Below are 23,710 nucleotides of genomic sequence, written 5' to 3'. Positions count from 1 at the left end.
GCAGGGGGACGGGATGGGGCAGCGGTTCCTGCCGATGGCGTGGATGGCGGCGTGTCTGGTGGCGTGCGGTCCGGGGGCCTCGGCCCCGTCGAACGGACAGGGGGGCGTGACGGCGCCGGGAGACGAAGCGCCATCCGAGTCACCGCCGCCGGTGACGCCGCCTCCTGACGAGACGCCACCCCCGGTCGAGCCGCCTCCCGGGGAGACTCCCGACGAACAGCCACCACCGGAGGAGCCACCGCCCGAGGAGGAGGTCCCTCCCGTCCTGACGACCTGCGCGCCCGAGCCCGAACTCGGAGACGCGGCGTCCCTGCCCGACGCCGAGCGCAAGGCCCGCCGCGCCTATGCGTGCACCGGCATCGCGCTGGAAGGCACGGTGGTCTCCGTCGCGGGCGCGCCGCTCGCGAACCTCCTGGTGCGCGTGGGGGAGGCGCAGGCGCGCACGGACGCGGACGGTCGCTTCCGCTTCCCGGTGTTGCCCCGGCACAACCGGCTGCTCCAGGTGGACGCGGAGGGTTTCCGGCCGGCCGTGGTGGCGGTGGCGCTGCGCCGGAGTCTGTCCGAGACGCGCGTGATGCTGCCTCCAGTGCGGCTGTCCGCGAAGGACGGCGGCGTGCGGATGCTCTTCGCGGGGGACGTGTCGCTGGGCCGGCGCTTCCTGGATCCGGACGACACCACGCCCCGCAACCAGATGCCTCCGGACGACCCCGCGGCGCTCATCCGCGTGTCGGATCCGCTGCCGGGCACCAAGGCGGTCTTCACCCACGTGCGGCCCTACTTCCAGGCCGCGGACTTCCGGGCCGTGAACCTGGAGACGCCGGTGACGGACTCGCCCACCACGCCCCATGACGACAAGGCCTATGCGTTCTTCACGCTGCCCGGCTCGCTGCCCGCGCTGCCGTGGCTGGGCGTGGACTACGTGAGCCTGGGCAACAACCACGTCTACGACTACCTGGCGCCGGGACTCAACGACACGCTCTCACACGTGGGCGCGACGGGCATGGCCTTCAGCGGCGCGGGCCGGAATGAGACGGAGGCCTTCGTCCCGGCGCGCGTGCCGCTCGCGGGCGGCAGCTACAGCCTGGTGTCGATGTGCTCCATCACCGGCAGCGAGCATGATCAGCAGTACGTCGCGGGCCCGAACCAGGGCGGCGCGGCGGATGCGCGCAACATGTCCCGGGTGACGTCGCTGCTCGGCGCCGAGCGCGCCCAGGGCCGCGTTCCGGTGGCGGTGCTGCACACCGGCGTCGAGTACAGCGTGCGGCCCTCCACCCCGACGGCGCAGCGCATGCGCGACATGGTGGACGCGGGCGCGGGGCTCGTCATCGCGCACCACCCGCACATCCCCCAGGGCTTCGCGCGCTACAAGGGCGTGCTGCTGGCGCAGTCGCTGGGCAACTTCGCCTTCGACCAGGACCGCCTGGAGACGATGGTGGGCCTGCTCGCGGAGGTGGAGGCCACGGGCGCTCGCGTGGACCGGGCCCGAGCGGTGCCCGTGTACATCGAGGACTACCGCCCCCGGCCCATCGCGGGCGAGCTGGCGGAGGCCTTCCTGCGAAACCTCGCGGAGCTGTCCCGCGAGGGCGACGTGGAGCTGGTGCCCCAGCCCTCCTGGGGCGAGCTGCTTCCGGCCGGCCAGCACGCGGCGGTGAGCGAGCGCACCGTGGACGTGCCGGTGACGGTGGAGGCCCACGGCCGCGCCACGGTGGACCTGCGGGCCCTGCGCCACGAGGGTGAGTCCGTCGCCGTGGCCCGGCTCACCGGCGAGACGCCGCCCACGGGCGTGAAGCTCAAGGCCGGACGCGACGTGCTCCTGCACGGCGACTTCGAGGACCACGACGTGGACGACGACGCCAACGAAGCGCCGCGCTGGGGCCTGGGAAATGGCGCGGGCTACGTGTGCCAGGACGGTCCGCACCGGGGCGCCGCGGCCCTCTGCCAGCGTCGCGCTTCCAGTGACTCGCGCGGCGCGGCGGTGAAGCTGGTCAACCGCTTCCGGCCGCCCGGCTTCGCGGAGGGCCCGCCCAACCGCGACCTCACGGCGGTGGCCTGGGTGAAGGGGCAGGGCGGCGGTGCCTTCTCCGTGGGCGTGCAGTACCTGCCCGTGGAGTCCTACACGCTCTTCGGTTCGCAGACGCTGCTGCGCCACGAGGGCGGCACCTACGACTGGACGCTGGTGTCGGAGGACCTGCGCTTCCCGGCGGATCCGCCCCAGCCCAACCTCTGGAACGCACCCTGGGCGCTGGACCTGACCCTCAACACCGCGCCCCCGAAGTCAGGGCAGGGCGTGACGGCGGTGGACGACCTGGCGCTGGTGGCCTGGGAGCGGCAGGCCTCCGGGAGCACGCTGACGCTTACGACGCCGCACGCGCGGGACTTCGTGCGCGTGGAGGCCCCGGCGGGCACGTACACACTGCGCGTCACCTTCCGCGCGCACCGCGTGCCCTGAAGCTCAGGGGACGCGCCGTGCGCCTTCAGGGATACAGGAGCGCCGTCTTCCAGCCCTCGCCGTCGCGCAGGTACACGTTGCGCTCGTGCAGGCGGCTGGGGCGGGCGTGCCAGAACTCGATGCGCTCCGGCACCACGCGGAAGCCGCTCCAGTGCGGGGGGCGCTCCACCGGCCGGCCCTGGAACCGGGCCTCCACCTGCGCCACGCGCGCGTCCAGCAGCTCGCGGTCCGGCAGCTCCTCGCTCTGGAGGCTGGCCCACGCGCCAATCTGGCTGCCGCGCGCCCGGCTCTGGAAGTACGCGTCCGCCTCCGCGTCCGTCACCTGCTCCACCCGGCCCTCGATGCGCACCTGCTGCTCCAGGGGCTGCCAGTGGAAGCACAACGCGGCGTGCGGGTGCGCGGTGAGCTGGCGCCCCTTGCGGCTCTGGAAGTTGGTGAAGAAGACGAAGCCCCGTGCATCGAAGTCCTTGAGCAGCACCACGCGGGCGCTCGGGCGGCCCTCGTTGTCCACGGACGCCAGCACCATGGCGTTGGGGTCCACGGGGATGGCCTTCTTGGCCTGGGCGAAGAGGTCGGCGAAGCGCTGGATGGGGTCGGGGGGGATCGTCACGCGCCGCACCATAGGAAACCCCACCCCAGGGCGCACGTTCGCGGTTGACTCCCTGTCTGGACCCGCGATCGTGTGTTCATGAAGATTCTCTTCATCGCCTCGGAGGTCACCCCCTTCTCGAAGACGGGGGGGCTGGGCGACGTCGCAGGGGCCCTGCCCACGGCGCTGGCCGCGCTGGGGCACGACGTGAAGATCGTCACGCCCCGCTACCAGGACGTGCGCAACACCGGCCACCTGGAGCCCACCGGCCAGTCCCTGGTGCTGCGCTTCCCCTTCGGTGAGGTGGGCGGCCCCGTCCTGTCCGCGCGCCTCACCGAGCGCCTGGAGGTGCTCTTCCTGGAGAACGAGGCCCTCTACGGCGGCCGCAAGGGGCTCTACGGCGATGGGGGCGGGGAGTTCGCGGACAACCCCCGCCGCTTCGCCTACCTGTGCATCGGCGCGCTCCAGGCCGCGCAGCGGCTGCGCTTCTTCCCGGACATCATCCACCTGCACGACTGGCAGACGGGGCTCGTTCCGGTGGCGCTGCGCCGGGGCTTCCAGGGCACGCCGCTCTCCCGCGCGAAGTGCGTCTTCACCATCCACAACCTCGCGTACCAGGGGCAGTTCCCCAAGGGGACGATGGAGGACCTGGGGCTGCCGTGGGACCTGTTCACCCCGGAGGGCGTGGAGTTCTACGACCAGGTGAACTTCCTCAAGTCGGGGCTCGTCTTCTCCGAGGCGCTCACCACCGTGTCGCCCACGTACGCGCGCGAAATCCAGACGGCGGAGCAGGGCTACGGCCTGGATGGCCTGCTGCGCCGGCGCTCGCACGCGCTCACCGGCATCCTCAACGGCATCGACGCGCACGAGTGGAACCCCCGCACGGACGCGTACCTGCCGGAGCACTACGGCCCGGACGACTTGAAGGGCAAGGCGACCTGCAAGCGCGCCCTGCTGGAGCGCTTCGGGCTGTCCGGGGACACGGGCGCGCCGGTGTTCGGCATCGTGAGCCGGCTGGCGTGGCAGAAGGGCGTGGACCTGCTTCTGGAGACGATGCCCGCGGCGCTCCAGGCGGACCTGCGCTTCGTGGCGGTGGGCAACGGGGACCCTGTGCTGGAGGCGGGCCTGCGCGCGTTGCAGGAGCGCTACCCCACGCAGGTGGGGGTGCACATCGGGTTCGACCCGGAATTGTCACACCTGGTGGAGGCGGGGTCGGACTTCTTCCTGATGCCCAGCCGCTACGAGCCGTGCGGCCTGAATCAGATGTATTCACTGCGTTACGGAACGGTGCCCATCGTCCGGGCCACGGGTGGACTGGTGGACACGGTGGAGGGGGGGCTGGACGGCAACGGACTGCTCTTCGAAACCTTCCACCGCACGGCGCTCCTGGCGGCCATCCGCAGGGCGCTGGCCCTCTACGCGGATCCCGTGCGCCTGGGCGACTTCCGGGGGCGGGGGATGGGCAAGGACTTCTCCTGGGCGGCGTCCGCCCGGAAGTACGAGTCCCTCTTCGCCTCCCTGGTAGCGGAATAGTGGGGCGCGCTCCGGAACCGGGATAGTGTTACCGCCGTGGCGGAAGCTCCGGACCTGGGTGGCTATGAAGTGGTCGGCCGGCTGGCGGTCGGCGGCATGGCGGAGGTGTATCAAGCACGCGCGCGCGAGACGACGCAGCGCTCCCCGGGCGAGCCCGAGGAAGTCGTCATCAAGCGGCTGCACCCGTCCTTCCGCAACGACCCCGCGTATGTGAAGGCCTTCGTCGACGAGGCGAAGCTCACGGTGCGCCTGCGCAACGCGCACATCGTGCGGACCTTCCGGCTGTTCCGCGCCGGGCCCGACTACCTGATGGTGCAGGAGCTCGTGAGTGGCCGGACGCTCGGCTACATGCAGGATCTGCTGATCAAGGCGGGCGCCGCGATGCCGCCGGAGTCCGCCTGCTACATCGCGTGGTGCGTGCTCAAGGCGCTGGACTACATCCACCGCGCCAAGGTGGGGGAGAACGGCGCCACCATCGTCCACCGCGACGTGAACCCCGCCAACGTGCTGCTGGGCATCCAGGGCGACGTGAAGCTCACCGACTTCGGCGTGGCGGAGGTGGAAGGGATGATGCGCGGCGAGTCCGGCGCGCTGCGCGGCACGCTGCCGTACATGAGCCCGGAGCAGGTGCTGGGACAGGCGGTGGACGCACGCACGGACCTGTACGCGGTGGGCGTGATGCTCTGGGAGCTGTGGGGCGGCCGGCGCCTGTTCACCGGCGACAACGAAGCGCAGCTCATGCACCAGGTGCGGGACGCGCGCGTGCCGCTGCTGTCCTCGGTGTCGCCGGACCTGCCGGACTACGCGGCGCAGGTGGCGCGCAAGGCGCTGTTCGCGGACCGGGCGCGCCGCTTCCAGTCCGCGGCGGAGTTCATCAAGGCGCTGGAGGTGCTGTCGCGCCGCGCGGGCTGGCCCCTGACGGTGGAGGCGCTGCAGCCTCTGCTGGGCGGCTGATGCGCTCGCGCCGGGCGGTGCTCGGGCTGGTGCTGGGAAGTGCCGTCGTTGGCTCCGCCTGCCTGGGCGTGGTGCCCTTCCAGCCGCGCGCCTACGACGACGCGGTACGGGTGGAGGCGGTGGACATGGCCTTCACGCGCGAGGGCACGGGGACGCTCACGCTGAAGCTGAAGGTGCGAAACCCGTCCTCCGACGCGGCCTCGCTCACCCGCGCGGACATCGACCTGCGGGTGGATGGCCAGCGGATGATCACCGGCGAGCAGGTGATGGTCGTGCCGCTGGATGGCCTGAGCGAAGTCCCGCTGGAGCTGCGCTTCCCGCTGGCCGTGCCCCGCTCGGCGGCGCGGCCGGAGCCCACGTCCCACGCGGTGCGGGTGGAGGGGGGCGTGGTGCTGCGCTTCGGCGGCTCCGAGCGGAGAGCCCCCTTCCGGGACGCGCGCGTGCTGGGCATTCCGTGGATGCCGGGCGGAGCGGTGGCCCCGGCACCCTGACGCGCGGTGTTTTTCCGGCTCAGCCCTTGGCTTCGGGAGAGGAGCCGGAGTCCGGAGGCGACTCGTTCTCGGTGCGGCGCGCGGCGTCCCGGGCTTCTTCCTTCACGGAGGAGGAAGGGGCGCCATCGCGGGGCGTGACCTCGGGCGGGCCGGGCACGGCGCTCTTGAGGCGGCTCATGCGCACGCGGTCGATGCGGGCGCCTTCCTTGGTGGCCACGACGAACTGCCAGCCGTTGTAGGTGAAGCGCTCGCCCACGTCGGGCAGGTGGCCCGCGAGCGACGACAGGTAGCCGCCGAGCGTGTCGAAGTCGCCCTCGGGCAGGGGGAAGCCGAAGACCTTGGTGAACTGATCCACCTCCATCGCGGCGTCCACCAGGGAGCTGCCGTCGGCCATCTTCTCGACGAGCTTCTCCTCCACCTCGAACTCGTCGCCGATGTCACCCACGATTTCGCGGAGGATGTCCTCCAGCGTGACGACGCCCATGAAGCCGCCGTACTCGTCGACCACCATGGCCATGTGGATCTTCCGCTTCTGCATGTCCCGGAGCAGGTCGCCCACGGGCTTCATCCACGGCACGAAGTGGGCAGGGCGGATGACGTCCTGCAGGACGATGAGCTCCGGGTGCTGGAGCAGCGGGATGAGGTCGCGCGCGTGCAGCACGCCGACGATGTGGTCCACGTCGTCGTGGTACACCGGGATGCGCGAGTGGTTCTCCTCCGCCAGGATGCGCAGCACCTCGTCCGGCGGGGTGGTGATGTCCACGGAGATGACGTCCGTGCGGTTGACCATCACGTCGCGGCAGCGCTTGTCGGACAGCTCGAAGATGGAGCGGATGAGCTGGGGCGCGCTCTTGTCCACCTCGTTGCGGGCGGCCTGGGCGGCGAGCAGCTTCTCCAGCTCCTCCAGGGGCGGGGGCGGCGGCTCGAAGCGCAGGGTGCGGCCGAAGGTGCGGGCGCCCAGGTTGAGCAGGCCCAGCATGATGCGCATGGGCGGGTAGAGCAGCAGCACCAGCATGGACACCAGCGACGCCAGCCGCAGCGCCCAACGCTCCGGGTTGCCGTTGGCCAGGCCGCGCATGGTGACTTCCATGAGGCTGGCGAGCACGCCCACGAAGAGGGCGCCCGCGCACACGGTGGCGACGGGCACCCAGGCGGCCTCGCCGTAGCGGCTGAAGTCCAGCATGCGCGGGGGAACGAAGGCGCCGATGGCGGCGGCCAGGAAGCCGCTGAGCACCATGCCCAGGCGCAGGGCCGTGGCGGTGGCTTCACGCTCCGTCTTGTGGCGGAGCACGCGGCGGGCGGCGGAGGTCTTGCTCTCCTCGGCGAGTTCCTGGGCGCGCAGGTCCGAGGTCCCGTAGAGGGCGGACTCCGCGGCGGCGACCAGGGACCTCGTGAAACAGAGGGCCAGGCAGGCGACCCAGAGGGTCCAGGTAGGCATAGGGCGTCGTTCTTATCCCGTGCTAGACGGTCATACCACCCTGGCGGAGGCCACCATGCGGGGACGTCGGATGTACGTCATTGGCGGACTGCTGGGCCTGCTGGCTGCTCCCACGGCGGCCCTGGCCTGGCCGGTGGACCAGGCCCTGACGCTGGAGCCGGGCAAGGAGACCTTCCAGAAGCTGACCGCCGTGGACTGGGCGGAGGTGGAGGACGCGTCCGTGGCGTCGGCGGAGGCGCTGCCGGGCAGCGGCGAGCTGCTCCTGACGGCCCACAAGCCCGGCGTCACGATGATGCTGCTGTACGCGGAGGGGCGCTTCGCCGTGTGGCGCGTGGCGGTGGGGCCCACGGAGCTGGAGAACTTCGCGCCCCAACTGGCGGCGGCGAAGAAGGCGTGTCCGGACCTGAAGGCGACGCAGGGCGTGGACAAGTCGCTGACGGCCACGGTGAAGGACGCCGCGTGCCGCACGGCGCTGCGCGAGCTGCTGCGCACGGAAGCGTATCTGGCGCGGGAGCTGGACCTGACGTTCGACATGCCGCAGCTCCAGGCGCAGCTGGAGGACTTCACGGCGGGGATGCCGCCGGGGCTGGCGGTGCGCTACAGCGGCGCGGGGCTGGTGCTGACGGGCAAGACGGACCGGGCGGGGCACCACAAGGCGCTGTGGGCGTTGTTCAACCGCGCGGTGGGCCGCGTGCCGCTGGAGGATCGGGCGGAGGTGGAAGCGCCCCCGAAGCCGGAGTCCCCGCCGGAGGACACCGTGGACGCGACGGTGTCGGACGTGCCGGCGCCGGACGCGGGGACGGTGCCCGTGAAGGGCAAGCCGAAGGCCGTCCCGGGCAAGAAGAAGCGCTGAGCGTCCGGCTGCTTCCCGTGAGGCGGGACGTCCTCCGCCCAGGCGTCCGCTTGCGGTATGACTTCAGGCGGAGGTCCGACGATGACGGGGAGAGCGATGCGCGCGGTGCTCACGTGGGGACTGGTGCTGGCGGTGTGGCCCATGGCCGCGCGGGCCCAGGTGGATGAGGACAACGGCGACGCGGTTGTGGTGGACATGCCGGAGCCGGACCGGGGCTGCCCGGCGAAGCCGGAGTTCCTGCCGATGACGCCCATGGCGCTGGTGGGAATCGAGCGGCTGGGCTGGCTGGTGCACCAGGCCATCATCCCCCCGGGCAAGGACAAGTTCTTCCAGGCGGGAGCGCGCAGCCGTTCCGGGGTGAAGCCGGTGCCGGCGGAGATGGCGCGCAAGCTGGGGGCGCCCGACACGAAGGTGCCGCTCTGGGTGTTCGGCAAGGCGGACTCGAAGGCGTGCAAGGCGACGCCGACCGCGTGGTGGGCGGTGCGGATGGGCACGGACGAGGACCGGCAGACGTACCTGATGGCGGAGGTGGCGGTGGAGTGTGAGCTGTTGCCGCCGGGAAGGCTGTCGGGCACGCCCGTCGCGCTTCGTCAGAAGGACGAGCCCACGGGGTGCAGGCTGCGCCGGCCCAATCGCAGTCAGACGGGCAAGGATTCGGATGGCCTCCCGCCGGACTACGCGGAGCACGTGCCGCCGCAGGACTGTGCGGCGCCGGAGTGCGCGCGTCTGTGGGAGTACTTCGGCGTGACGGGCGGTGAGGACTCGGCGGGTGCGTTTGATTTGACGGTGTCCTATCTGCACCGCAATGGCAGCAACCCGTGCAACTGGGCCACGGATGACCTGTCCAAGTTGTTCGTCCGGCACGCGGAGAGCACGGCGTTGCAGGAGCTGAAGCCGGGCGGCGTGCTGTTCGGTGGGCTCTGGGACTTCAACGGCCTGCGCTACATCCTGAGCCGGCAGATGGGCGTGTTCTACGCGTACGACTACCAACAGTTGAAGGCGCCGAGGCCGAAGATGACGCCCAAGTCCGTGCGCTACGGCAGCCCCACGGAAGAGGACCTCATCCACGCGAAGCGCAGCCTGTCGCCCTGCAAGAAGTAGCAGGGGCTCCAAGGCCTCGGCGCGCACCGCTCAGTGCGCGCTCGAGCCGTGATACGTCTTGCGTAGTTTCAGGGTCGGCACTTCCACCGTGCCGTTCTGCCCGTTCTGGCAGAACCACAGGGACGTCCGTGGCACCGCGCCGTTATTGCCGTGCGTCAGCCCGTTGTAGACGGAGCCGGCGATGAGGTAGCGGAACACCTGGGGCGCGTTGGCGCTGACCAGCTCGTTGTTCTGCTGCATCTCCTTCCACACGACGCAGTACTGCTTCAGCGCCGCCCAGGCCCCCTTCGAATAACGGGGGCTGGCCAGCATCCAGACCTCCAGTTGGGGACACATCTCCGACTCGCCGTCGTCCGCCGCGCCGTAGTGCATCGCTTCGCAGACCTCGTCCGCGCGCGTGTCGTTGAGCGTCACGTCACCCTGCGCCTGCCACCCCGTGAGCCGCGACAACGTGAAGCGGCGCATCATCAGCGCGTCGTCCTGGGTCAGCGACGGGCTCATGAAGGCCGTGGGCTCCGGGAGCGCGAACGCGCCGCCGCCGTGCGGACCCACGCCCGCGTCCAGCACGTAGCCGCCCCAGGTGTACATGAGGAAGAGCGACCACGCGTCCTTCACGAACGCGCGGTAGGAGGGCGGCGTCGCCAGGGCCAATCCCCAGTTGAGGATGTCTGTCATTGCCGCGACCGCCCAGTCGTCGGATTCCTTGTACCAGTAGTACCAGCGGTAGGCCGTCTTCGAGGCCCCCGCCAGGAACGCCTGCATCCCCCGCACGGTGACGTTCGGGTGCGCGGCGAAGTCCCGCGTGTACGCCGCGACCTGCGCGTCGAGGCACCAGAAGTAGATCTTCACGCCCGTTCCCACACGGGCCGCCAGCCGCTTCGGCTCGTCGATGTCCCGCTGACGGTCCGTCGGCGGTGGGCCAATCCAGGTGTAGTGGACATCCATCCGCAGCGGCTCCAGGCGTGGGGGAGCCGGCAGTCTACGGAGGTGTTTTTGTGTTCACCAGGACTTCAAAAGTCCGCTCCGGTTCGCACAGCCCGGCTACGTAGGCCCGGCTTCCGTCCAGGAGCCCCGCCGGGTGGGTTCCTTCAGCGCTTCCTTCAGCGCAGTCAGGAAGCGCTTGCGCGGCCAGGACTCCGCGCCGAAGCGCTCCAGGTGCTCCGTCTCCACCTGGCAGTCGATGAGGTGGAAGCCCCAGCCCCGGAAGCGCTCCACCGCCGTGGCGAACGCGACCTTGGACGCATCCGGCGCGAGCGCGAACATGCTCTCCCCGAAGTACGCGGCGCCCAGTGACACGCCGTACAGCCCACCCACCAGCACCTCGTCGTCCCACGCCTCCACCGAGTGCGCCAGCCCCAGCTCGTGCAGCGTGATGTACGCCTGTTTCATGGCGTCGGTGATCCACGTGCCGTCCTGCCCCGGCCGGTGCACGCGCGAGCACGCGTCGATGACCTTCGCGAACGCCGTGTCGTAGCGCACGGTGTACGTGCCCCGGTTCATCACCTTGCGCAGCGAGCGGCCCACGTGGACCTTCGCCGGCTCCAGCACGAAGCGTGGGTCGGGCGAGTGCCACAGGATGGGCTGCCCCTCGCTGTACCAGGGGAAGATGCCCTGCGAGTAGGCGGCCACCAAGCGCTCCGGGCGCAGGTCTCCGCCCACCGCGAGTAGACCGCTCTTGTCCGCCTTGCCCGGAGGGGGAAACAGCTCCGGCTCGTCATCGCTCAACAGGTAGATGGGCACTTGCGCGCCCCAGTCTAGCGGGACACGTTGAGCTTCACGTCACCCTTCAGGGTGTAGGGCAGTTGCAGCATCGGGCCCTTCACCTCGCCCTTCACGCTGTAGGGCAGGGTTCCCTTGGCGATGAGCGCCTTGACGCCCGGACCCCAGGTCTGCTGCGTCACCGACACCTCCACCGGGTACACGCCCGTCGCGGACGCATCCACCGTGTCCGCCTGGGCGACGGTGCCCTCCTCCAGCGGCTTGTCCACCACGAAGACCTGGTAGGTCAGCGAGTCGAGCCGCAGCGGGAACGGGTTCGGGTTGCGCACGCCCAGGCGCAGGTTGATCTGCACCTCCTCGGGCGAATAGCGCGCGCCGTCCAGGCCCTCCACGATGACCTCCGGCAGCCGGGGCACGCGCACGGCGCGGCTGGCGGCGAAGGGCAGGGTGTCCTCGGTGTCGCCCGTGCGCACCACCAGCGTGCCGCGCAGGGCGATGAGCACCGTGCCGCCCTGGGCGCTCAGGCGGGTGAGGTCCTCGGGGCTCTTCACGTAGGAGGAGCGCTCCTCGAAGGAGAAGTCCGCGGGCGTGCCCGGCGCGAACGGGATGCCCAGCTTCGCGGTGCCCGTCTTGATGACCTGCCCGTCGGAGACCAGCTCGTAGTCGGCGCGCTCAATCACGCCGTTGGCGGTGCCCGTCACCTGGCCGGTGTAGCGCACCGTGGCATCGGTGAGTCCCTGGGACACCACGGCGGTCTCCTGCGCCGTGAGGGCGGGGGGGCCGCCGGAGCGAACCGGGGCGGAAGCACACCCGGCGAGGAGGGCGAACACCAAGGACACCACGGACAGCCGGCAGGTCGAGCGATTCACGTTGGACATTCTGGGGAGGCGGGGGGCTGGCCCCAAGGGGTTTTCCGCTAGACTGTCCACCAACCGTGGCTCCCCGACGTCCCAACTTCAACCGGACCCTGCGCTCCCTCATCCGGGACATCGCCGCCCGCATGCCCGAGTTCCGGCACGTGAAGGTGGGCCGCATCCTGGTGGTCGCGGGCGAGGCCCGGCGCGCGTCGCGCGGCACGGTGAAGCCGCTGTGCTTCAAGGGCGGCAAGAGCATCGACAAGGCGGGCCGGCGCAAGCCGGTGGTGCGCATCCGGGGTCGGCGGATGCTGTACTGCATCACCCTGCGGCCTCTCTTCTTCCGGGGCTCCACGGCGAAGGCGCGGCTGGAGACGCTGATGCACGAGCTCTTCCACATGTCGCGCCGCTTCGACGGCACGCTGCACGCGGGCCGCCGCCACGCGAAGCTGGGAGATGATTTCGGTCGCCGGCTGCGGCCCCTGGTGCGGCGCTACCTCAAGGTGTGTCCGGAGGCGCTGCTCGCCGCCCTGGCCCACTCGGGTGAGGTGCGCGTGCTGCAATGGCTGGAGCGTCCGGGCCCCGCGTATCACCCGCGCATGGCGAAGCGCCGCGTGCGCAAGGTCTACACGGAGGACCAGCTCTTCTCCGGCGTGGCCCGCATGGTGACGCCGCGTCCCCGCGTGGTCCGTGAGACGGTCGCCCGCGACGACAAGGTGCACTGAAGGCGCGTCGCGAGCGATGTCCGTGCCCTCCGACTTCGTCAGCCTTGGCGCGCTCCACCGCGAACTGGAGGAGCTGTTCCTGCTGCATCAGGAAGCGCTGATGGGCATGGACCTGCCGGTGGCCCGTGAGCGGCTGTCGCGTTACCGCGAGGACCTCACGCGGCACCTGGAGGCGGAGGAGGCGTTGCTGCTGCCCGAGCTGCCCCGGGCCGGAAGGATTCGCGGGGCCGCGCCGGAGCTCTTCACCGGTGAGCACCAGCGCATGCTCGAACTGCTGGTGAAGTGTCAGGACGCGGTGGACGCCCTGGATCCGGCGGCGCCGGACTACCGCCGCGCGGTGCTGCGGGTGTTCGACATGGAGAGCACGTTCAAGCACCTGGAGCACCACCACTCGCTGCGCGAGGAGACGTACCTGTTTCCCGCGCTGGATGCGGTGCTGGACGCTACGGAGCGACAGGCATTGCTGGCCGCGTTCCTCGCGCGCGCGGAGCCTCCCGTACGTTGATGACTGGAGGGATGAGCGAGCGAGCAGGGAGGGCGTAGGCCGCCTGCCTCTGCTCACAGTGCACCGTGCGTGGTGTCCTCGCCGCGCATCCAGCCACGGTGTGGCGCGCTGGCTTGAAAGAGGTTTCCTCCAGGTGGGACGCGGGCTTCTGGCGCGGTGGCTGACATGGGTGTTCGTCTGGGCGTTCGTGGGCCTGGGCTGTGACTCCGGCGTGGAGCTGACGCCCTGTGCTCGCGACTGTGAGGGCGCGGCCTGCGCGGCCTGTGTCTCCAGCCTGCCCGACGAAGCGCTCCGGCCCGCGCTGGCGTGTGATCAGCTTCCCTCGCAGGGCCGGTGTCTGGGGCCCCGAGTGCTGGAGCGGTGTGAAGGCGGCGCCGTGCACCGGGAAGACTGCGGCGAGGACTCCGCCTGTGTCGAGACGCCCACGGTCGCCTGTGTCGCGGGGCTTGCGTGCGTCGATGGCGTCTCGCGCTGCACGGAGGCTCGGACGTGGGAGGTGTGCACGAGCGGCCAGTGGGCCGCGCGCGCCTGTGACGCCGGCTGCGAAGCCGCGCCGGGCCGGGGCTTCTGCGGCGCACCGGGCCCCACGCTGAGCGGTGCGGTGCACTACGCCCGCCGCTTCCCGGATGCGGCGTTCCGGACGTGGACCTCCGAGACGGAGCTCGTCCCCGCTCGGGGTTTCCTCATCGTGTCCTTCCAGGGCGACACGCTGCTGGACTCGCAGGTGACGGACGAAGCGGGCCGCTACACGTTGAAGGTGTCCGCGTCCTCCGCCGATGACGACCGCATCGTCGTGTACGCGGCGGGGCAGGGGCGCGACGGCGCGGTGGCCTACGCGGTGGCGGACCCGGGCCTTCCTGGCGAGCAACGGGTGCAGACGCCGCCGGGCGAAGCGGCCCGCATCTGGAGCTGGACGCGCACGACGCGCGAGCTGTCGCAACAGTCGTCCTTCACCCTCACCGAGCCCGAGGGTTCAGGTGCGGCGGCCGTGTTCGACGTGTTGGGCACGGCGTGGCGCCGGATGCGCGAGCGCTACGGTGGGAAGGACGGATTGCCCGTGGTGGCGTGGCTGGGCTTCGGCACGTCCTGGTCGTGCGGTGCGTGCTTCGCGCGCTGGCCCGTGAAGGCGGTGGGGCGCAGGTGGGACGCGCAGGTATGGCTGCCCGGGGACTCGGATGCGGCGTGGTGGTCGGACGCGATGGTGATGCATGAGCTGGGGCACTGGGTGATGGCCAGCCGGGGCACCAGCCCCGACGAAGGTGGCCCGCACTACGTGGGCGTGCCCACCTTCCCGGGACAGGCGTGGAGCGAGGGCTGGGCCACATGGTTCAGCGCCGATGCCCGACGCAGTCCGCGCTACTACGACCGGCAGGGCGGGACGATGTTCTGGGTGGACCTGTCCGCGCGTGCTTCGTCGGTGAGCGCCTGGCCCCGGCCCCATCCGGAGGACGGCCTGCTCCAGTCCGTGGATGAGAACGAAGTGGCGGCCATCCTCTACCGCGCGGCCACCAGCACCGCGTCAAGCCAGCCGCTGTACGACGCGCTCTCCTCGCCCGCGATGAACCGTGCCCCCTGGGCGCGCGGCTACACCCGACACACCTGGAGCCGGGATGAGCGGGGCGTGCTCTCGGAGGTGGTGGACACGGGCAAGCCGTCACCGTGCCTCGCGGACTTCCTGGATGCGTTGGTGTGCACGGGCTTCCCCAGTGCCCGGGTGGACGCGGCGACCGAGCCCACCATCGCCTTCCCCTATCCCAGCCACGAGCCCCTGTGCCCATGAAGCTGCCACGCTCGAAGTTTCGAAGACGGATGGCAGGGGCCGTGCTGGCCCTGGCCCTCATCGGAGCGCTGTCTGCGGGGATGGCTTCGGGCGTGGACCGCGTGCGGCGCAAGAAGTTGCCCCGTGCTTCCGACCTGTCGACTCCCACCGAAGAGGTGCCCCACCGAAGCGCCCAGGCCCCCCGTGCTTCCGCTCACGCCACCGGGGCGACTGCCCACCCGGACTTGTCACGGGACACGCCGTCACGCACAGGCCAGCACCCCAAGGCCGCTCCGGTGAAGACGAACGCCCCTGTCTCATCTCCGCCCATCACGGTGCTCGCACAGGCCCCAGGTGAAGAAGCCACGGAGGCGGACGACCTCCAGCCTCCGCCGACCCTGCCCGCGACCACGGCCCGCGTCCCCGCGCCCCTGCACGTCTCCTGGCGGGTGGTGGAATCCAGCGCGGGCACGGTGAAGCTCATCGCCCGGCTGGAGCGCAGCCCGGGCTTCACCGCGCCGGTGGAGGTGTCGCTGCGCGTGCCGTCGCGAACCCTCCTCCAGGACGGGCCCTCGTCGCCCATCGTGCTGGGCGTGGACGTCCAGGAGGTCCCCTGGACGTTGGCGCTCCCCGAAGGCACGAGTCCCGAAGAAGACCTCGTGCTGCTGGCGAGCGCGGAGGGCGAAGCCTTCGGCGTCCACGCGGAGGCCCGCTACCGCTTTGGCCGCACGCCCGTGGAAGGACCCCGGCCCACGCCCACGGGCCCGCCGCTGCCCGAAGGCTTCATGCGGGCCCGCGAGTGAGCCGCTGGCTCAATGCTCAGCTCCGCGAGCGTCACGCGCACGCGCGCGCCGAACGAGAACGACGCCGTCCCCAGGTTGAGCGACACGGAGTCCGCCGCCCTTCATGACGTGCCTCCTCCTGGAGGGAACGACTCCAGGAGCAGGGAAGCTTCCCGGCTGAAACGTCAAGGCACGTCGGAGGCGACGAGCTTCTGCAACGCCGTCTTCGCGTCCGCGTGGTCGGGCTGGAGCCGCACCGCCTCCGCGTACTCCTTCTTCGCTTCGTCCTTGCGGCCCGTGGACTCCAACAGTTGCGCCAGCGCGAAGTGCGGCTCACCCGCGACGGGATCCACCTGCGACGCGCCCCGGAAGGACTTCTCCGCGTCCTTCGGCTTGCCCTGCCGGTACAGCGTGTGGCCCAGGTACAGCAGACCCAGCGAGTTGCGCGGCTCCACGGCCAACAGGTCGCTCAGCACCTGCACCGCCTTGGACTCGTCACCGCCACGCAGGTACAGGAAGCCCAGCTCCGCGCGCGCCTCCAACTGCGCGGGGTCCTTCGCCACCACCAGCTCCAGCTCCGGCACGGCCAGGTCCGGCCGCCCGCGCCGCGAGTGCAGGATGCCCAGCCGCGCGAGCGCGCCCGTGTCCGGCTCCTCGCCCGCGGCGGGCGTCAACAGCTTCTCCGCCGCCACGTAGTCGCCCATGGCCAGCAGCAGGTCCGCGAGTCCCAGCTTCGCCCCGCGGTGGTTCGGATCCTCCTTGAGCACCGCCTCGTAGAGGGGCCGCGCCTGCGCGCCCACGTGCTTCTTCGCGTAGGCCTCCGCGAGCACCAGCCGGTTCTCCGTCGTGGGCGCGAGCCTCAGGCTCTCCGTGTACTGCGCGATGGCGCCGTCCAGGTCGCCCTTGGCCCGGAGCGCGTCGCCGTAGCCGGAGCGGGTGCCGGGCTCGTCCGGGAAGGTCTCCACCGCCGTCTTCAGCGTGGCCACCGCCTCGTCCACCTTGCCCAGCCCCAGGTACGCGCGCGCGAGCCCCTGGTACGCCTCCGTCGTCTTCTTGCCGTCGTCGGCGCTCTTCTCGATGGCCTTCTGGAACGCGGACACCGCCTGCGTCTTCTTGCCCTGCGCGAGGTAGAGCAGGCCCAGCTGCGTGTACGGGCCGCTCGAACGGCGGGGCTCCAAGAGCAGCGCCTTCTCGAACGCGCGCGTCGCCTTCGCGTTCTCCCCCAACTGGAAGCACGAGAGCCCCAGGTTGAAGTGCGCCTCCGCGTACTTCGGATCCAACGCGATGGCGCGCGTGAAGGCCTCCGCCGCCTTGCGCGCGTTGCCCTGGCCGTCCAGCACCACGCCCAGGTTGTTCTGCGCCCGCGCGTGCTTGGGGTCCGCCTTGATGGCGGCCTGATACTCCGCGAACGCACCCGTCGCGTCGTTCTCCCGCATCAGGATGACGCCCAGGTTGTAGTGCGCCTCCGCGTCGCCGGCGTTCTGGCGCAGCACCTCGCGCAGCGTCTCCTTGGCCTCCGCGTTCTGGCCCTTCTCCGCCAGCGCCTTGCCCAGGTTCAACCGCGCGACCTGCAGCGTGCCGTCCAGCTTCAGCGCCTCGCGGTACGCCTCGATGGCGTCGTCCGTGCGGTTGGCGCGCTGGAGCACCTCTCCCAGGTTGAAGCGCAGCTCCGCGTCCTGCGGCGCCAGCTCCGTCGCCACCGAGTACTGGGTGATGGCCTCGTCCGTGTCGTCCTGGATGCGCGCCAGCAGGCCGCGCTCCGAGCGCAGCGTGGCCTCTTCCGGCAGGGCCGCCAGCGCCGCGTCCAGCACCGCCTTCGCCTTGTCCACGTCACCCGACAGCCGCAGGGCGCGCGCCAGGGCCACCCTCGCCGGCGCGCCGTCCGGCGTCAGGCTCACCAGCTTCGTCAGCGGGGCCACCGCGCGGCGCGGCTGGTTCTGCGACAGGAAGGCCGTGCCCAGCTTGTAGAGCGCGTCCGGGTCGTCCGGCAGCTTGTCCGCGCGCGGGGCGGCGATGGCGGGCTTCTCTGGAGGCGCGGCCTGCGGAGCCGGGGCCTGGGCAGCGAGCAACTGGAGGATGAGGACGGTGGCGTTCGTCATCACAGGTTCTCCACGTAGGGGCTGGCGCGTGCGTCGAAGGTCTTCTTTGCGAGGGCGGCTTTCTTCGTTTCCCAGGCTTCCTTCGCGGTCTGCGCTTCCTTGGTGTCCTCCGCAAGCGCCGCGCGCTCTTCCTTCACGGCCGCTTCACACTCGGACACCTGCTCCTCGTACTCCTTGACCTCCAGGCGTTCACTGCCCTGCACCTTCGCCTTGCGTGCCGCGGTGAGTCGCGCCAGCTCGAACTTCGCGAACGCGCACCGCAGCGCCAGCTTCTCCACGTCGCGCAGGCCCACGTTGAGGCGCTGGTGCGCGCGCAGGAACTCCACGCGGGACTCGGACTCCGCGATGGCCAGCTGCGCCACCTCGCGCGACGACGCGTCCGGGGCGCGGTCCTCCTCGTCCTCGGCGGCCTCCTGGCGGGACTTCGCCCGGCGGATGTTCTCCCGCGCGCGGTTGACCTCGTTGTCCGCCTCGTCCACGCGGTCGATGGCCAGCGCCAGGTCGTTCTCCGACTCCAGCAGTTCGATGCGCGTCTCGTACGGCAGCTTCTGCACCAGCGAGTCCGGCACGCGCATGCCGTAGCGCGGGCCGCAGGCGGAGGCCAGGAGGGTCAGGCTTAACAGCAGGGTGCGCTTCATGGAGCGGTCGCCTCGAAGCGGCCGAAGATGGTGCGGCCGGAGTAGACGTCGGTGCCGTTGACGAAGGTCACGTTGAACTCGCCCGACACGCGGTCACCGGGGGTTTTCGGAAGGGACTTCACGAAGAGGTTGCCGCGCGCCAGCAGCGGGAAGGGGCGCACCGGCTCATCCAGCACGCTGCGGTCCACGCTGCCCCGCTGCGAGCCGTCCTCCAGGGGTTCGGCCAGGTCGATGTCCAGCGAGCCCGCGTACTCCGGGTCCTCCGGCAGCATGTCCGCCACGCGCGCGCTCACCTTGAGCACCACGTCCTGCCCGGTGCCCTGCGTCTCGACGAAACTCACCGCCAGCGAGCCCTCCGCCAGCCGCGCCTCGGCCCGCTGATAGCGCAGGTCCAACAGCGGCGTCACGCTGCCCTCCAGCGCGCCGCCCTCGCCGTCGCCACACGCGGCGGCGGCGAGCGCGAACAGCGCCGGAGCGATGAAGCGAAGGCGCGCGCTCACTTGCACGCCTTCCAGCCCGCGTCCACGTCCGGACCGTTGAGCGTGCCCATGTCCTTGAGCACGGCCAGCTCGCGGCGCGCGCCGTCCGTGTCGCCGAAGCGGCAGCGCAGCGCGGCCAGGTTGAGGCGGGCCTTGTCGTAGGTGGGGTCCGCTTCCAGCGCCTTGGCGTACGCGGCCCGGGCGCCCATCGCGTCGCCCAGGTTGAGCATGGCCCAGCCCAGCGCGGCGTGCGCGGAGGCGCGCGTGTCCTGCAGCTCCGTCACGCGGCCGAAGGTGAGCTGCGCCATGCCGTACTGGTGCGCGTCCAGGTAGCCCATGCCCAGGGCCTCCAGCGCTTCGGCGGACAGCACCTTCTCCGCCTTCTTGCGCAGGTCCTCCAGCGCCGCCGGCTGCGTGGGCGCGGCCGGCGCAGGCACGGGCAGCGAGGCCACGTCCGTGCGGTTGCGGCAGCCCAGGACCGCCGCGTTGAAGACCTCCAGCGACTCCGCGCGGGACAGGCACGCCTTGAAGGCGTCGTCCGAGCGCGCCTTGAGCGGTCCCACCTGCTGCTTCACCGCGTCCTGGAACTGCTTGGTCTCCGCGGCGGACAGTCCGCCCGGCACCGGCGTCTGGTCCACCACGTCCGCGATGTGGCCGTACGCGAGGGCAATCTTCCACAGCGACGCCACCGCCCACTCCGGATACCCGAGCGACGCGGCCTGCGTGTACACGCCCTCCATGGCCTGGAGCGCGGCGACCTTCTCCTCCACCTTGTCGGCGGGCAGGTCCTTGTAGCCGCGGTAGAGGATCTCCCCCAGGTACCACAGCCCCTTGGCCGCCTCTTCCGACTGGCCGTTGGGACCCTGCACCGCGGCGGTGAGGGTGGTGATGAGCGCGTCGGGGCTCGCCGTGGGCGCGGTCGCCGCCTGCACCTCGGCGAGCACCGCGGCGGCCGCCACGTTGTTCTTGTCCAGCCGCAGCGCGGACTCCGCGGTCGACTTCGCCCGCGCGTAGTCCTTCTGCTTCAGGCGCGTCTCCGCGAGCAGCGACAGCACCTCGCCCTTGCGAGCACCGGCCGCTTCCGCCGCCGTCTCCAGGTTGCGGGACGCTTCCTTGTACTCACCCAGCGCCAGCCGCAGCCGCGCGCCGGCCATCCAGCCGTCCACCGCCGCCAGGTCGCCGCCCAGCTTCTGGCCCACCTGTTCGAACCAGCCAGCCGCTTCCGTGAAGGCCGCCGCTTCGGCCGAGTGCCGACCCAGCGTCAGGAGCACGTCCGACAGGTACTGGCTCTTCGGATAGGACTGCACCAGCTTCGTGCCCAGCTCGCGCTCGCGGGGCAGGTCGCGCTTCTCGCGCGCCGCGGTGAACGCGCCATAGAGCGCCTTCTCGCCGATGTCGGTGTTCTTGTTCTCGTCCGCGACCTTCATCAGACCGGAGATGACGTCGCCCGTCTCCTGCGCGCTCTGCAGGGCCAGCTCGTCCAGCGCCTCGGACTTGCTCTGCGTGAGGATCTTCTGCACCTCCCCGCGGAAGTTGGCCGGCAGCGACGACGCGAGGAACTTGCGCCCCGTCTCGTCCAGCTTCTTGAAGTCGTTCACCTGCCGCAGGCTGTCCAGCGCCAGGTTGCCGGCCACGGGCGCGTCCTTGTACTGCGGATGCGCCAGCGCGAACGCGGTGAACAGCTCCGACGCCTTCGGGTAGTCGCCGTCCTCGTAGTAGGCGCGCGCGATGTTGAACTTCACGTCCAGCACATGCGGGCTCTGCGGGTAGCGCGACACGTAGTTGGCGCCCAGGAGCTTCAGGGCCTGCCGCGCGTCGGCGACTTCAAAGGCGTTGCGCTTGAGGGCCTCTTCCGGCTTGAGCGTGGAGAAGTGGGCCAGCAGCGCGCCGTACATGGCCGCGTCCACCGCCTTGTCGTCCTTGGCCTTGGCCTTGTCCTCGTAGCGGGCCAGCTCCTCGAACTGGCGCGCGGCGTCCGGGAACTCCTTGGCCGCGAAGAGCGCGTCCGCGCGGTTCTTCATGATGGGACGCACGTACTGGTCCGGCCGGAACAGCCCCAGGTACTCGCGGTAGGCCTGCGCGGCCTTCACGTACAGGTCGCGCTCGTCCTTCTTCTGCGCGGCCAGGTGCACCTGGGTGGACAGGTCGCGCGCCATCTCCTCCAGCTCCACGAGCTGCTTCTTGCGGTCCGTGTCCGCGAGCTCCGGGTCCGTCTTGCTCTGCACCGCGGCGCGCACCAGGAAGCGGATGTCCTCCGGCTCCGGCACCACCTTGCCCTTGGCGGCCTTGAGCGAGTCGTACAGCTTCTGGCCGCGCTCCAGGTCCAGCTCCGGATCCGGCTGCACTTCCATCAGCTTGCGCAGCGTGGGGATGGCCCACTCGTACTGCTGCTTGATGAAGTAGCGGTTGCCCAGCTTGTCCAGCGCGAGCGCGTACGTGGCGCGGCTGTCGCTGAGCTTCTCGAAGTAGTTGAGCGCGCCCTTGGGGGGCTTGGCCTCCGTGTAGCTGTACACGAGGTCCAGCAGCGCCTCGCGCTTGACGTTGAGCGCCTTCTTCACGTCCACGCCGGGCAGGGGCGCGCTGGCGGCCGCCGCCTCGAAGAACGTGACGGCCTCCGCGTGCTTGGCCTGGTTCACGCGGATCCAGCCCATCTTGTAGCGGGCCAGGTCGTGCACCGGCGACGGCGGCAGCTCCAGGATGGCCTGGTAGTGCCGCTCCGCCTCGACGAGGTCCGCCTTGTCGAAGAAGTGGTCGCCGAGAATCTGTTCGGCTTCCAGCCGCAGCGGGCTGTTGGGGAACTTGCGCGTCAAATCCCCCAGCGTCTTGAGCATCTCGTCGAACTGGCCCAGTTCGCGCTGCTCGTGCGCCAGGTAGAACGTCACCTGGTCGCCGTCCTTGAAGTCCGGGTACTCGCGCAGCAGGCGGTAGTACATCTGCACCGCCTTCTGCTTCATCAGGCGCGTCTCCGGGGAGACGATGGCGCCCGACGCGCCCTCCGGCCGCTCCTCGGCCTGGAGGTAGTACACGTAGCGGCTCTTCTCCACGTACAGCTCCGCCAGCCGGAACTGCAGGTCCGGGAGGTACGGGGCGTTGCGGCTCTTGGAGATGAGCTTCTCCGTCTCCCCGATGGAGCGGTCCACCTTGAAGATGTCGCGCTTGAGCTTGGTGATGAGCTCGTCGCGCTCCTTCGCCTTGGAGACGATGGGGTTGAGGTTGGGCCCGACGCGGCCGGCGGCGCCAGGAGCTGCGGCCGCGAGCATCGCGGCGGTGATGAGGCCGGTGAACGGGCCGGTCATGGGGTTTCCTCGATGCAACGGCTCTCGATGCGGACCCGGTAGGACTTGAGCTCGTCGTTCCAGTATTCGTTGTCGAAGCGGAAGGCGACCTGCGCGGGGGACAGCATTTCCTCTTCCTCGGCGGCGACCACCTGGGCGCCCTTCTTCACGCGCTCGTACAGCTTCAGGCCCACCTCGTACTCCATCAGGCGCACCTGTTCGGCGGCGCGCAACAGCGTGTCCGCCTCCTGGCGCACGGCCTCCGCGAGCCGGGCGTCGTACACGCGCACGCCCTCCGCGTGGGTCAGGTCATACAGCCGCGTCAGGTGCCCGAAGAGCCGGTCGCCGAAGCTGCCGGCGTAGCGGCCCAGGCGCTCTCCCTCCAGGTCCAGCAGGGCCACGAACCGGGCGGCGCGCTTCGTGCCGCCGTGCGAGTTGGCGGCGCGGCGCAGGCGCACGTCCTGGCTCAGGTCGTCGCGGGCGCGCACGGACTCCAGCGAGTCCGCGTACCGGCGCGTCAGCTCCTTCGCCGCGCGCTTGGCGGGCAGGTAGTGGCACAGGTCGCGGAAGATGAGCGCGCGCAGCAGGTACTTGTCCGGCAGGAACTCGTCGCGGAAGGACGGCGCGTCCAGGGTGGTGAGGATGCCCAGGGACGCGCGCAGGTCGCCCAGCTTGTAGCGGGTCCACGCCTCTTCCAGGTAGAGGCTCGCGCGGCCCGGATCCAACTGCGGCAGCTTCACCTTGCCGTACGCGTCCAGCGCTCCGGGATAGTCCTTGCGCTCGTAGCGCAGGCGGGCCACCGCGAGGGCGGCCTCGTTGCGAGACTCGCGGGTGAGCTTCTCGTCCTCGGACAGCGACAGGAAGTCCTTCACCATCTCATCCGGTGGATCCTTCACCTGCTTCAAGCGGGTGACGAGCAGGGCGAACTTCGCGCGGCTCGCTTCTGCGCTCGTCTCCGGCAGCTTGGAGAAGTGCGTGCCGGCCCAGCGCTCGTTGCCCACGCGCAGGTCCACCAGGCCCTGCTGGTAGTGCGCGTACGCGCCCGTCTCCTCCGGCAGGAAGCCCAGGTCCAGCGCGCCGAAGACCTGCTCGTCGATCATCACCTCGTCGTGAGGCCGGTCCGTCAGGTCCTTGAGCGCGTCCAGCGCGCGCGGCAGCACGTTGGGGTTGGTGCGCTCGCGGGCGATGCGCGCCAGGTACGTGGCGCCCGCGTGGGTGAGGCCCAGGTCGATGAGGCTCTTGGCGAGGAAGTACTGGCCCCACGCGTAGTTGTCGTCCGTGCGGGGCGTGGCCTGGAGCCACGCGTACAGCGGGCCCGCTGCGTCGCGCGGCTTGCCGTCGAAGTACGCCTTGAGGGCGTTGTCGAAGGTCTCCGGCGGCACCTTCTGGGGCGGGGGAGGCGGGGCCTCCGCCACGGCGGCCTTGGCGGGTCCGGCGGGCGCGGCGGCGGTGCCCGCGTCCGTGGGG

The 23,710-nt window shown here is 70.8% G+C and carries 20 protein-coding genes; 10 read left to right on the top strand and 10 right to left on the bottom strand.

Going from position 1 to position 23,710, the window contains the following annotated elements; translation table 11 throughout:
* The first annotated feature begins 13 nt into the window (after positions 1–13).
* Positions 14–2,449: a CapA family protein gene (locus tag D7Y13_RS12065; protein ID WP_120583845.1), complete on the top strand. Its 2,436-nt coding sequence runs from the start codon at positions 14–16 to the stop codon at positions 2,447–2,449.
* 25 nt (positions 2,450–2,474) lie between these two features.
* Here the strand turns inward: D7Y13_RS12065 and pdxH are convergent, their stop codons facing one another.
* Positions 2,475–3,071 carry a pyridoxamine 5'-phosphate oxidase gene (gene pdxH / locus D7Y13_RS12060; RefSeq protein WP_120533657.1) on the bottom strand — a complete coding sequence of 199 codons (597 nt, stop codon included), beginning with the start codon at positions 3,069–3,071 and terminating at the stop codon, positions 2,475–2,477.
* Positions 3,072–3,137: 66 nt separating this feature from the next.
* On the opposite strand from pdxH, the gene glgA reads away from it, so the two are divergent.
* The 3 genes from glgA to D7Y13_RS12045 are packed head-to-tail and all read left to right on the top strand — an operon-like array spanning position 3,138 to position 6,016.
* Positions 3,138–4,571, top strand: coding sequence for a glycogen synthase GlgA (gene glgA / locus D7Y13_RS12055; RefSeq protein WP_120533674.1), 1,434 nt, complete (start codon positions 3,138–3,140; stop codon positions 4,569–4,571).
* A gap of 36 nt (positions 4,572–4,607) precedes the next feature.
* Positions 4,608–5,525 carry a serine/threonine protein kinase gene (locus D7Y13_RS12050; protein WP_120583844.1) on the top strand — a complete coding sequence of 306 codons (918 nt, stop codon included), beginning with the start codon at positions 4,608–4,610 and terminating at the stop codon, positions 5,523–5,525.
* Positions 5,525–6,016, top strand: a complete 492-nt coding sequence (locus tag D7Y13_RS12045) for a hypothetical protein (RefSeq protein WP_120533659.1) — start codon at positions 5,525–5,527, stop codon at positions 6,014–6,016. Before D7Y13_RS12050 ends, D7Y13_RS12045 begins: the two co-directional genes overlap by 1 nt.
* Before the next feature lie 19 nt (positions 6,017–6,035).
* On the opposite strand, the gene D7Y13_RS12040 is transcribed toward D7Y13_RS12045, so the two are convergent.
* Positions 6,036–7,454: a hemolysin family protein gene (locus tag D7Y13_RS12040; RefSeq protein WP_233595576.1), complete on the bottom strand. Its 1,419-nt coding sequence runs from the start codon at positions 7,452–7,454 to the stop codon at positions 6,036–6,038.
* Positions 7,455–7,509: 55 nt separating this feature from the next.
* Between D7Y13_RS12040 and D7Y13_RS48660 the strand changes: the two genes are divergently transcribed.
* Complete coding sequence (locus tag D7Y13_RS48660; RefSeq protein ID WP_279637087.1) at positions 7,510–8,307, top strand: hypothetical protein; 798 nt, start codon at positions 7,510–7,512, stop codon at positions 8,305–8,307.
* Between the two features lie 81 nt (positions 8,308–8,388).
* On the top strand, positions 8,389–9,408 hold the full coding sequence (locus D7Y13_RS12030; RefSeq protein ID WP_120583843.1) for a hypothetical protein: 1,020 nt from the start codon (positions 8,389–8,391) through the stop codon (positions 9,406–9,408).
* A 30-nt stretch (positions 9,409–9,438) separates the two neighbouring features.
* On the opposite strand, the gene D7Y13_RS12025 is transcribed toward D7Y13_RS12030, so the two are convergent.
* From D7Y13_RS12025 to D7Y13_RS12015, 3 genes are all read right to left on the bottom strand, one after another.
* Complete coding sequence (locus tag D7Y13_RS12025; RefSeq protein WP_120533662.1) at positions 9,439–10,353, bottom strand: hypothetical protein; 915 nt, start codon at positions 10,351–10,353, stop codon at positions 9,439–9,441.
* A gap of 96 nt (positions 10,354–10,449) precedes the next feature.
* The gene (gene aat, locus D7Y13_RS12020) at positions 10,450–11,148 is read right to left on the bottom strand and encodes a leucyl/phenylalanyl-tRNA--protein transferase (protein ID WP_120533663.1); all 699 of its coding nucleotides are present in this window, start codon (positions 11,146–11,148) and stop codon (positions 10,450–10,452) included.
* Positions 11,149–11,162: 14 nt separating this feature from the next.
* Positions 11,163–12,005, bottom strand: coding sequence for an LEA/WHy family protein (locus tag D7Y13_RS12015; protein WP_199732778.1), 843 nt, complete (start codon positions 12,003–12,005; stop codon positions 11,163–11,165).
* Positions 12,006–12,061: 56 nt separating this feature from the next.
* Between D7Y13_RS12015 and D7Y13_RS12010 the strand changes: the two genes are divergently transcribed.
* From D7Y13_RS12010 to D7Y13_RS11995, 4 genes are all read left to right on the top strand, one after another.
* Complete coding sequence (locus D7Y13_RS12010; protein ID WP_120533665.1) at positions 12,062–12,706, top strand: hypothetical protein; 645 nt, start codon at positions 12,062–12,064, stop codon at positions 12,704–12,706.
* A gap of 16 nt (positions 12,707–12,722) precedes the next feature.
* On the top strand, positions 12,723–13,211 hold the full coding sequence (locus tag D7Y13_RS12005; RefSeq protein WP_120533666.1) for a hemerythrin domain-containing protein: 489 nt from the start codon (positions 12,723–12,725) through the stop codon (positions 13,209–13,211).
* Between the two features lie 133 nt (positions 13,212–13,344).
* Complete coding sequence (locus D7Y13_RS12000) at positions 13,345–14,991, top strand: hypothetical protein (protein WP_233595575.1); 1,647 nt, start codon at positions 13,345–13,347, stop codon at positions 14,989–14,991.
* A 29-nt stretch (positions 14,992–15,020) separates the two neighbouring features.
* Positions 15,021–15,773 carry a hypothetical protein gene (locus D7Y13_RS11995; protein WP_120583841.1) on the top strand — a complete coding sequence of 251 codons (753 nt, stop codon included), beginning with the start codon at positions 15,021–15,023 and terminating at the stop codon, positions 15,771–15,773.
* Between the two features lie 164 nt (positions 15,774–15,937).
* Here the strand turns inward: D7Y13_RS11995 and D7Y13_RS11990 are convergent, their stop codons facing one another.
* The 5 genes from D7Y13_RS11990 to D7Y13_RS11970 all read right to left on the bottom strand — a co-directional run.
* Positions 15,938–17,851 (bottom strand): tetratricopeptide repeat protein, encoded by a 1,914-nt coding sequence (locus D7Y13_RS11990; protein ID WP_120583840.1) that lies wholly within the window; start codon positions 17,849–17,851, stop codon positions 15,938–15,940.
* On the bottom strand, positions 17,851–18,489 hold the full coding sequence (locus tag D7Y13_RS11985; protein WP_120533669.1) for a hypothetical protein: 639 nt from the start codon (positions 18,487–18,489) through the stop codon (positions 17,851–17,853). The genes D7Y13_RS11990 and D7Y13_RS11985 overlap by 1 nt, the downstream gene beginning before the upstream one ends.
* Positions 18,486–18,989 (bottom strand): hypothetical protein, encoded by a 504-nt coding sequence (locus D7Y13_RS11980; RefSeq protein ID WP_233595574.1) that lies wholly within the window; start codon positions 18,987–18,989, stop codon positions 18,486–18,488. Before D7Y13_RS11980 ends, D7Y13_RS11985 begins: the two co-directional genes overlap by 4 nt.
* The gene (locus D7Y13_RS11975) at positions 18,986–22,264 is read right to left on the bottom strand and encodes a tetratricopeptide repeat protein (RefSeq protein WP_120533670.1); all 3,279 of its coding nucleotides are present in this window, start codon (positions 22,262–22,264) and stop codon (positions 18,986–18,988) included. Before D7Y13_RS11975 ends, D7Y13_RS11980 begins: the two co-directional genes overlap by 4 nt.
* Positions 22,261–23,710: hypothetical protein (locus D7Y13_RS11970; protein WP_120630681.1), on the bottom strand; the 1,450-nt coding region annotated here is incomplete at its 5' end. The genes D7Y13_RS11970 and D7Y13_RS11975, both read right to left, overlap by 4 nt.

It is taken from the genome of Corallococcus praedator (genome assembly GCF_003612125.1).
Lineage (GTDB): Bacteria > Myxococcota > Myxococcia > Myxococcales > Myxococcaceae > Corallococcus > Corallococcus praedator.
This window is presented reverse-complemented; position numbering and strand designations above follow the sequence as displayed.

Excerpts from the sequence above, each read along its gene's own strand:
- D7Y13_RS12045 (WP_120533659.1), top strand. The coding sequence starts at position 5,525 with ATGCGCTCGCGCCGGGCGGTGCTCGGGCTGGTGCTGGGAAGTGCCGTC.
- D7Y13_RS12030 (WP_120583843.1), top strand. The coding sequence starts at position 8,389 with ATGACGGGGAGAGCGATGCGCGCGGTGCTCACGTGGGGACTGGTGCTG.
- pdxH (WP_120533657.1), bottom strand. The coding sequence starts at position 3,071 with ATGGTGCGGCGCGTGACGATCCCCCCCGACCCCATCCAGCGCTTCGCC.
- D7Y13_RS11985 (WP_120533669.1), bottom strand. The coding sequence starts at position 18,489 with ATGAAGCGCACCCTGCTGTTAAGCCTGACCCTCCTGGCCTCCGCCTGC.
- D7Y13_RS11995 (WP_120583841.1), top strand. The coding sequence starts at position 15,021 with ATGGCAGGGGCCGTGCTGGCCCTGGCCCTCATCGGAGCGCTGTCTGCG.
- D7Y13_RS11975 (WP_120533670.1), bottom strand. The coding sequence starts at position 22,264 with ATGACCGGCCCGTTCACCGGCCTCATCACCGCCGCGATGCTCGCGGCC.
- D7Y13_RS48660 (WP_279637087.1), top strand. The coding sequence starts at position 7,510 with ATGCGGGGACGTCGGATGTACGTCATTGGCGGACTGCTGGGCCTGCTG.
- D7Y13_RS12025 (WP_120533662.1), bottom strand. The coding sequence starts at position 10,353 with ATGGATGTCCACTACACCTGGATTGGCCCACCGCCGACGGACCGTCAG.
- D7Y13_RS12015 (WP_199732778.1), bottom strand. The coding sequence starts at position 12,005 with ATGTCCAACGTGAATCGCTCGACCTGCCGGCTGTCCGTGGTGTCCTTG.
- D7Y13_RS11990 (WP_120583840.1), bottom strand. The coding sequence starts at position 17,851 with ATGACGAACGCCACCGTCCTCATCCTCCAGTTGCTCGCTGCCCAGGCC.
- D7Y13_RS12005 (WP_120533666.1), top strand. The coding sequence starts at position 12,723 with ATGTCCGTGCCCTCCGACTTCGTCAGCCTTGGCGCGCTCCACCGCGAA.
- glgA (WP_120533674.1), top strand. The coding sequence starts at position 3,138 with ATGAAGATTCTCTTCATCGCCTCGGAGGTCACCCCCTTCTCGAAGACG.
- D7Y13_RS12040 (WP_233595576.1), bottom strand. The coding sequence starts at position 7,454 with ATGCCTACCTGGACCCTCTGGGTCGCCTGCCTGGCCCTCTGTTTCACG.
- D7Y13_RS12065 (WP_120583845.1), top strand. The coding sequence starts at position 14 with ATGGGGCAGCGGTTCCTGCCGATGGCGTGGATGGCGGCGTGTCTGGTG.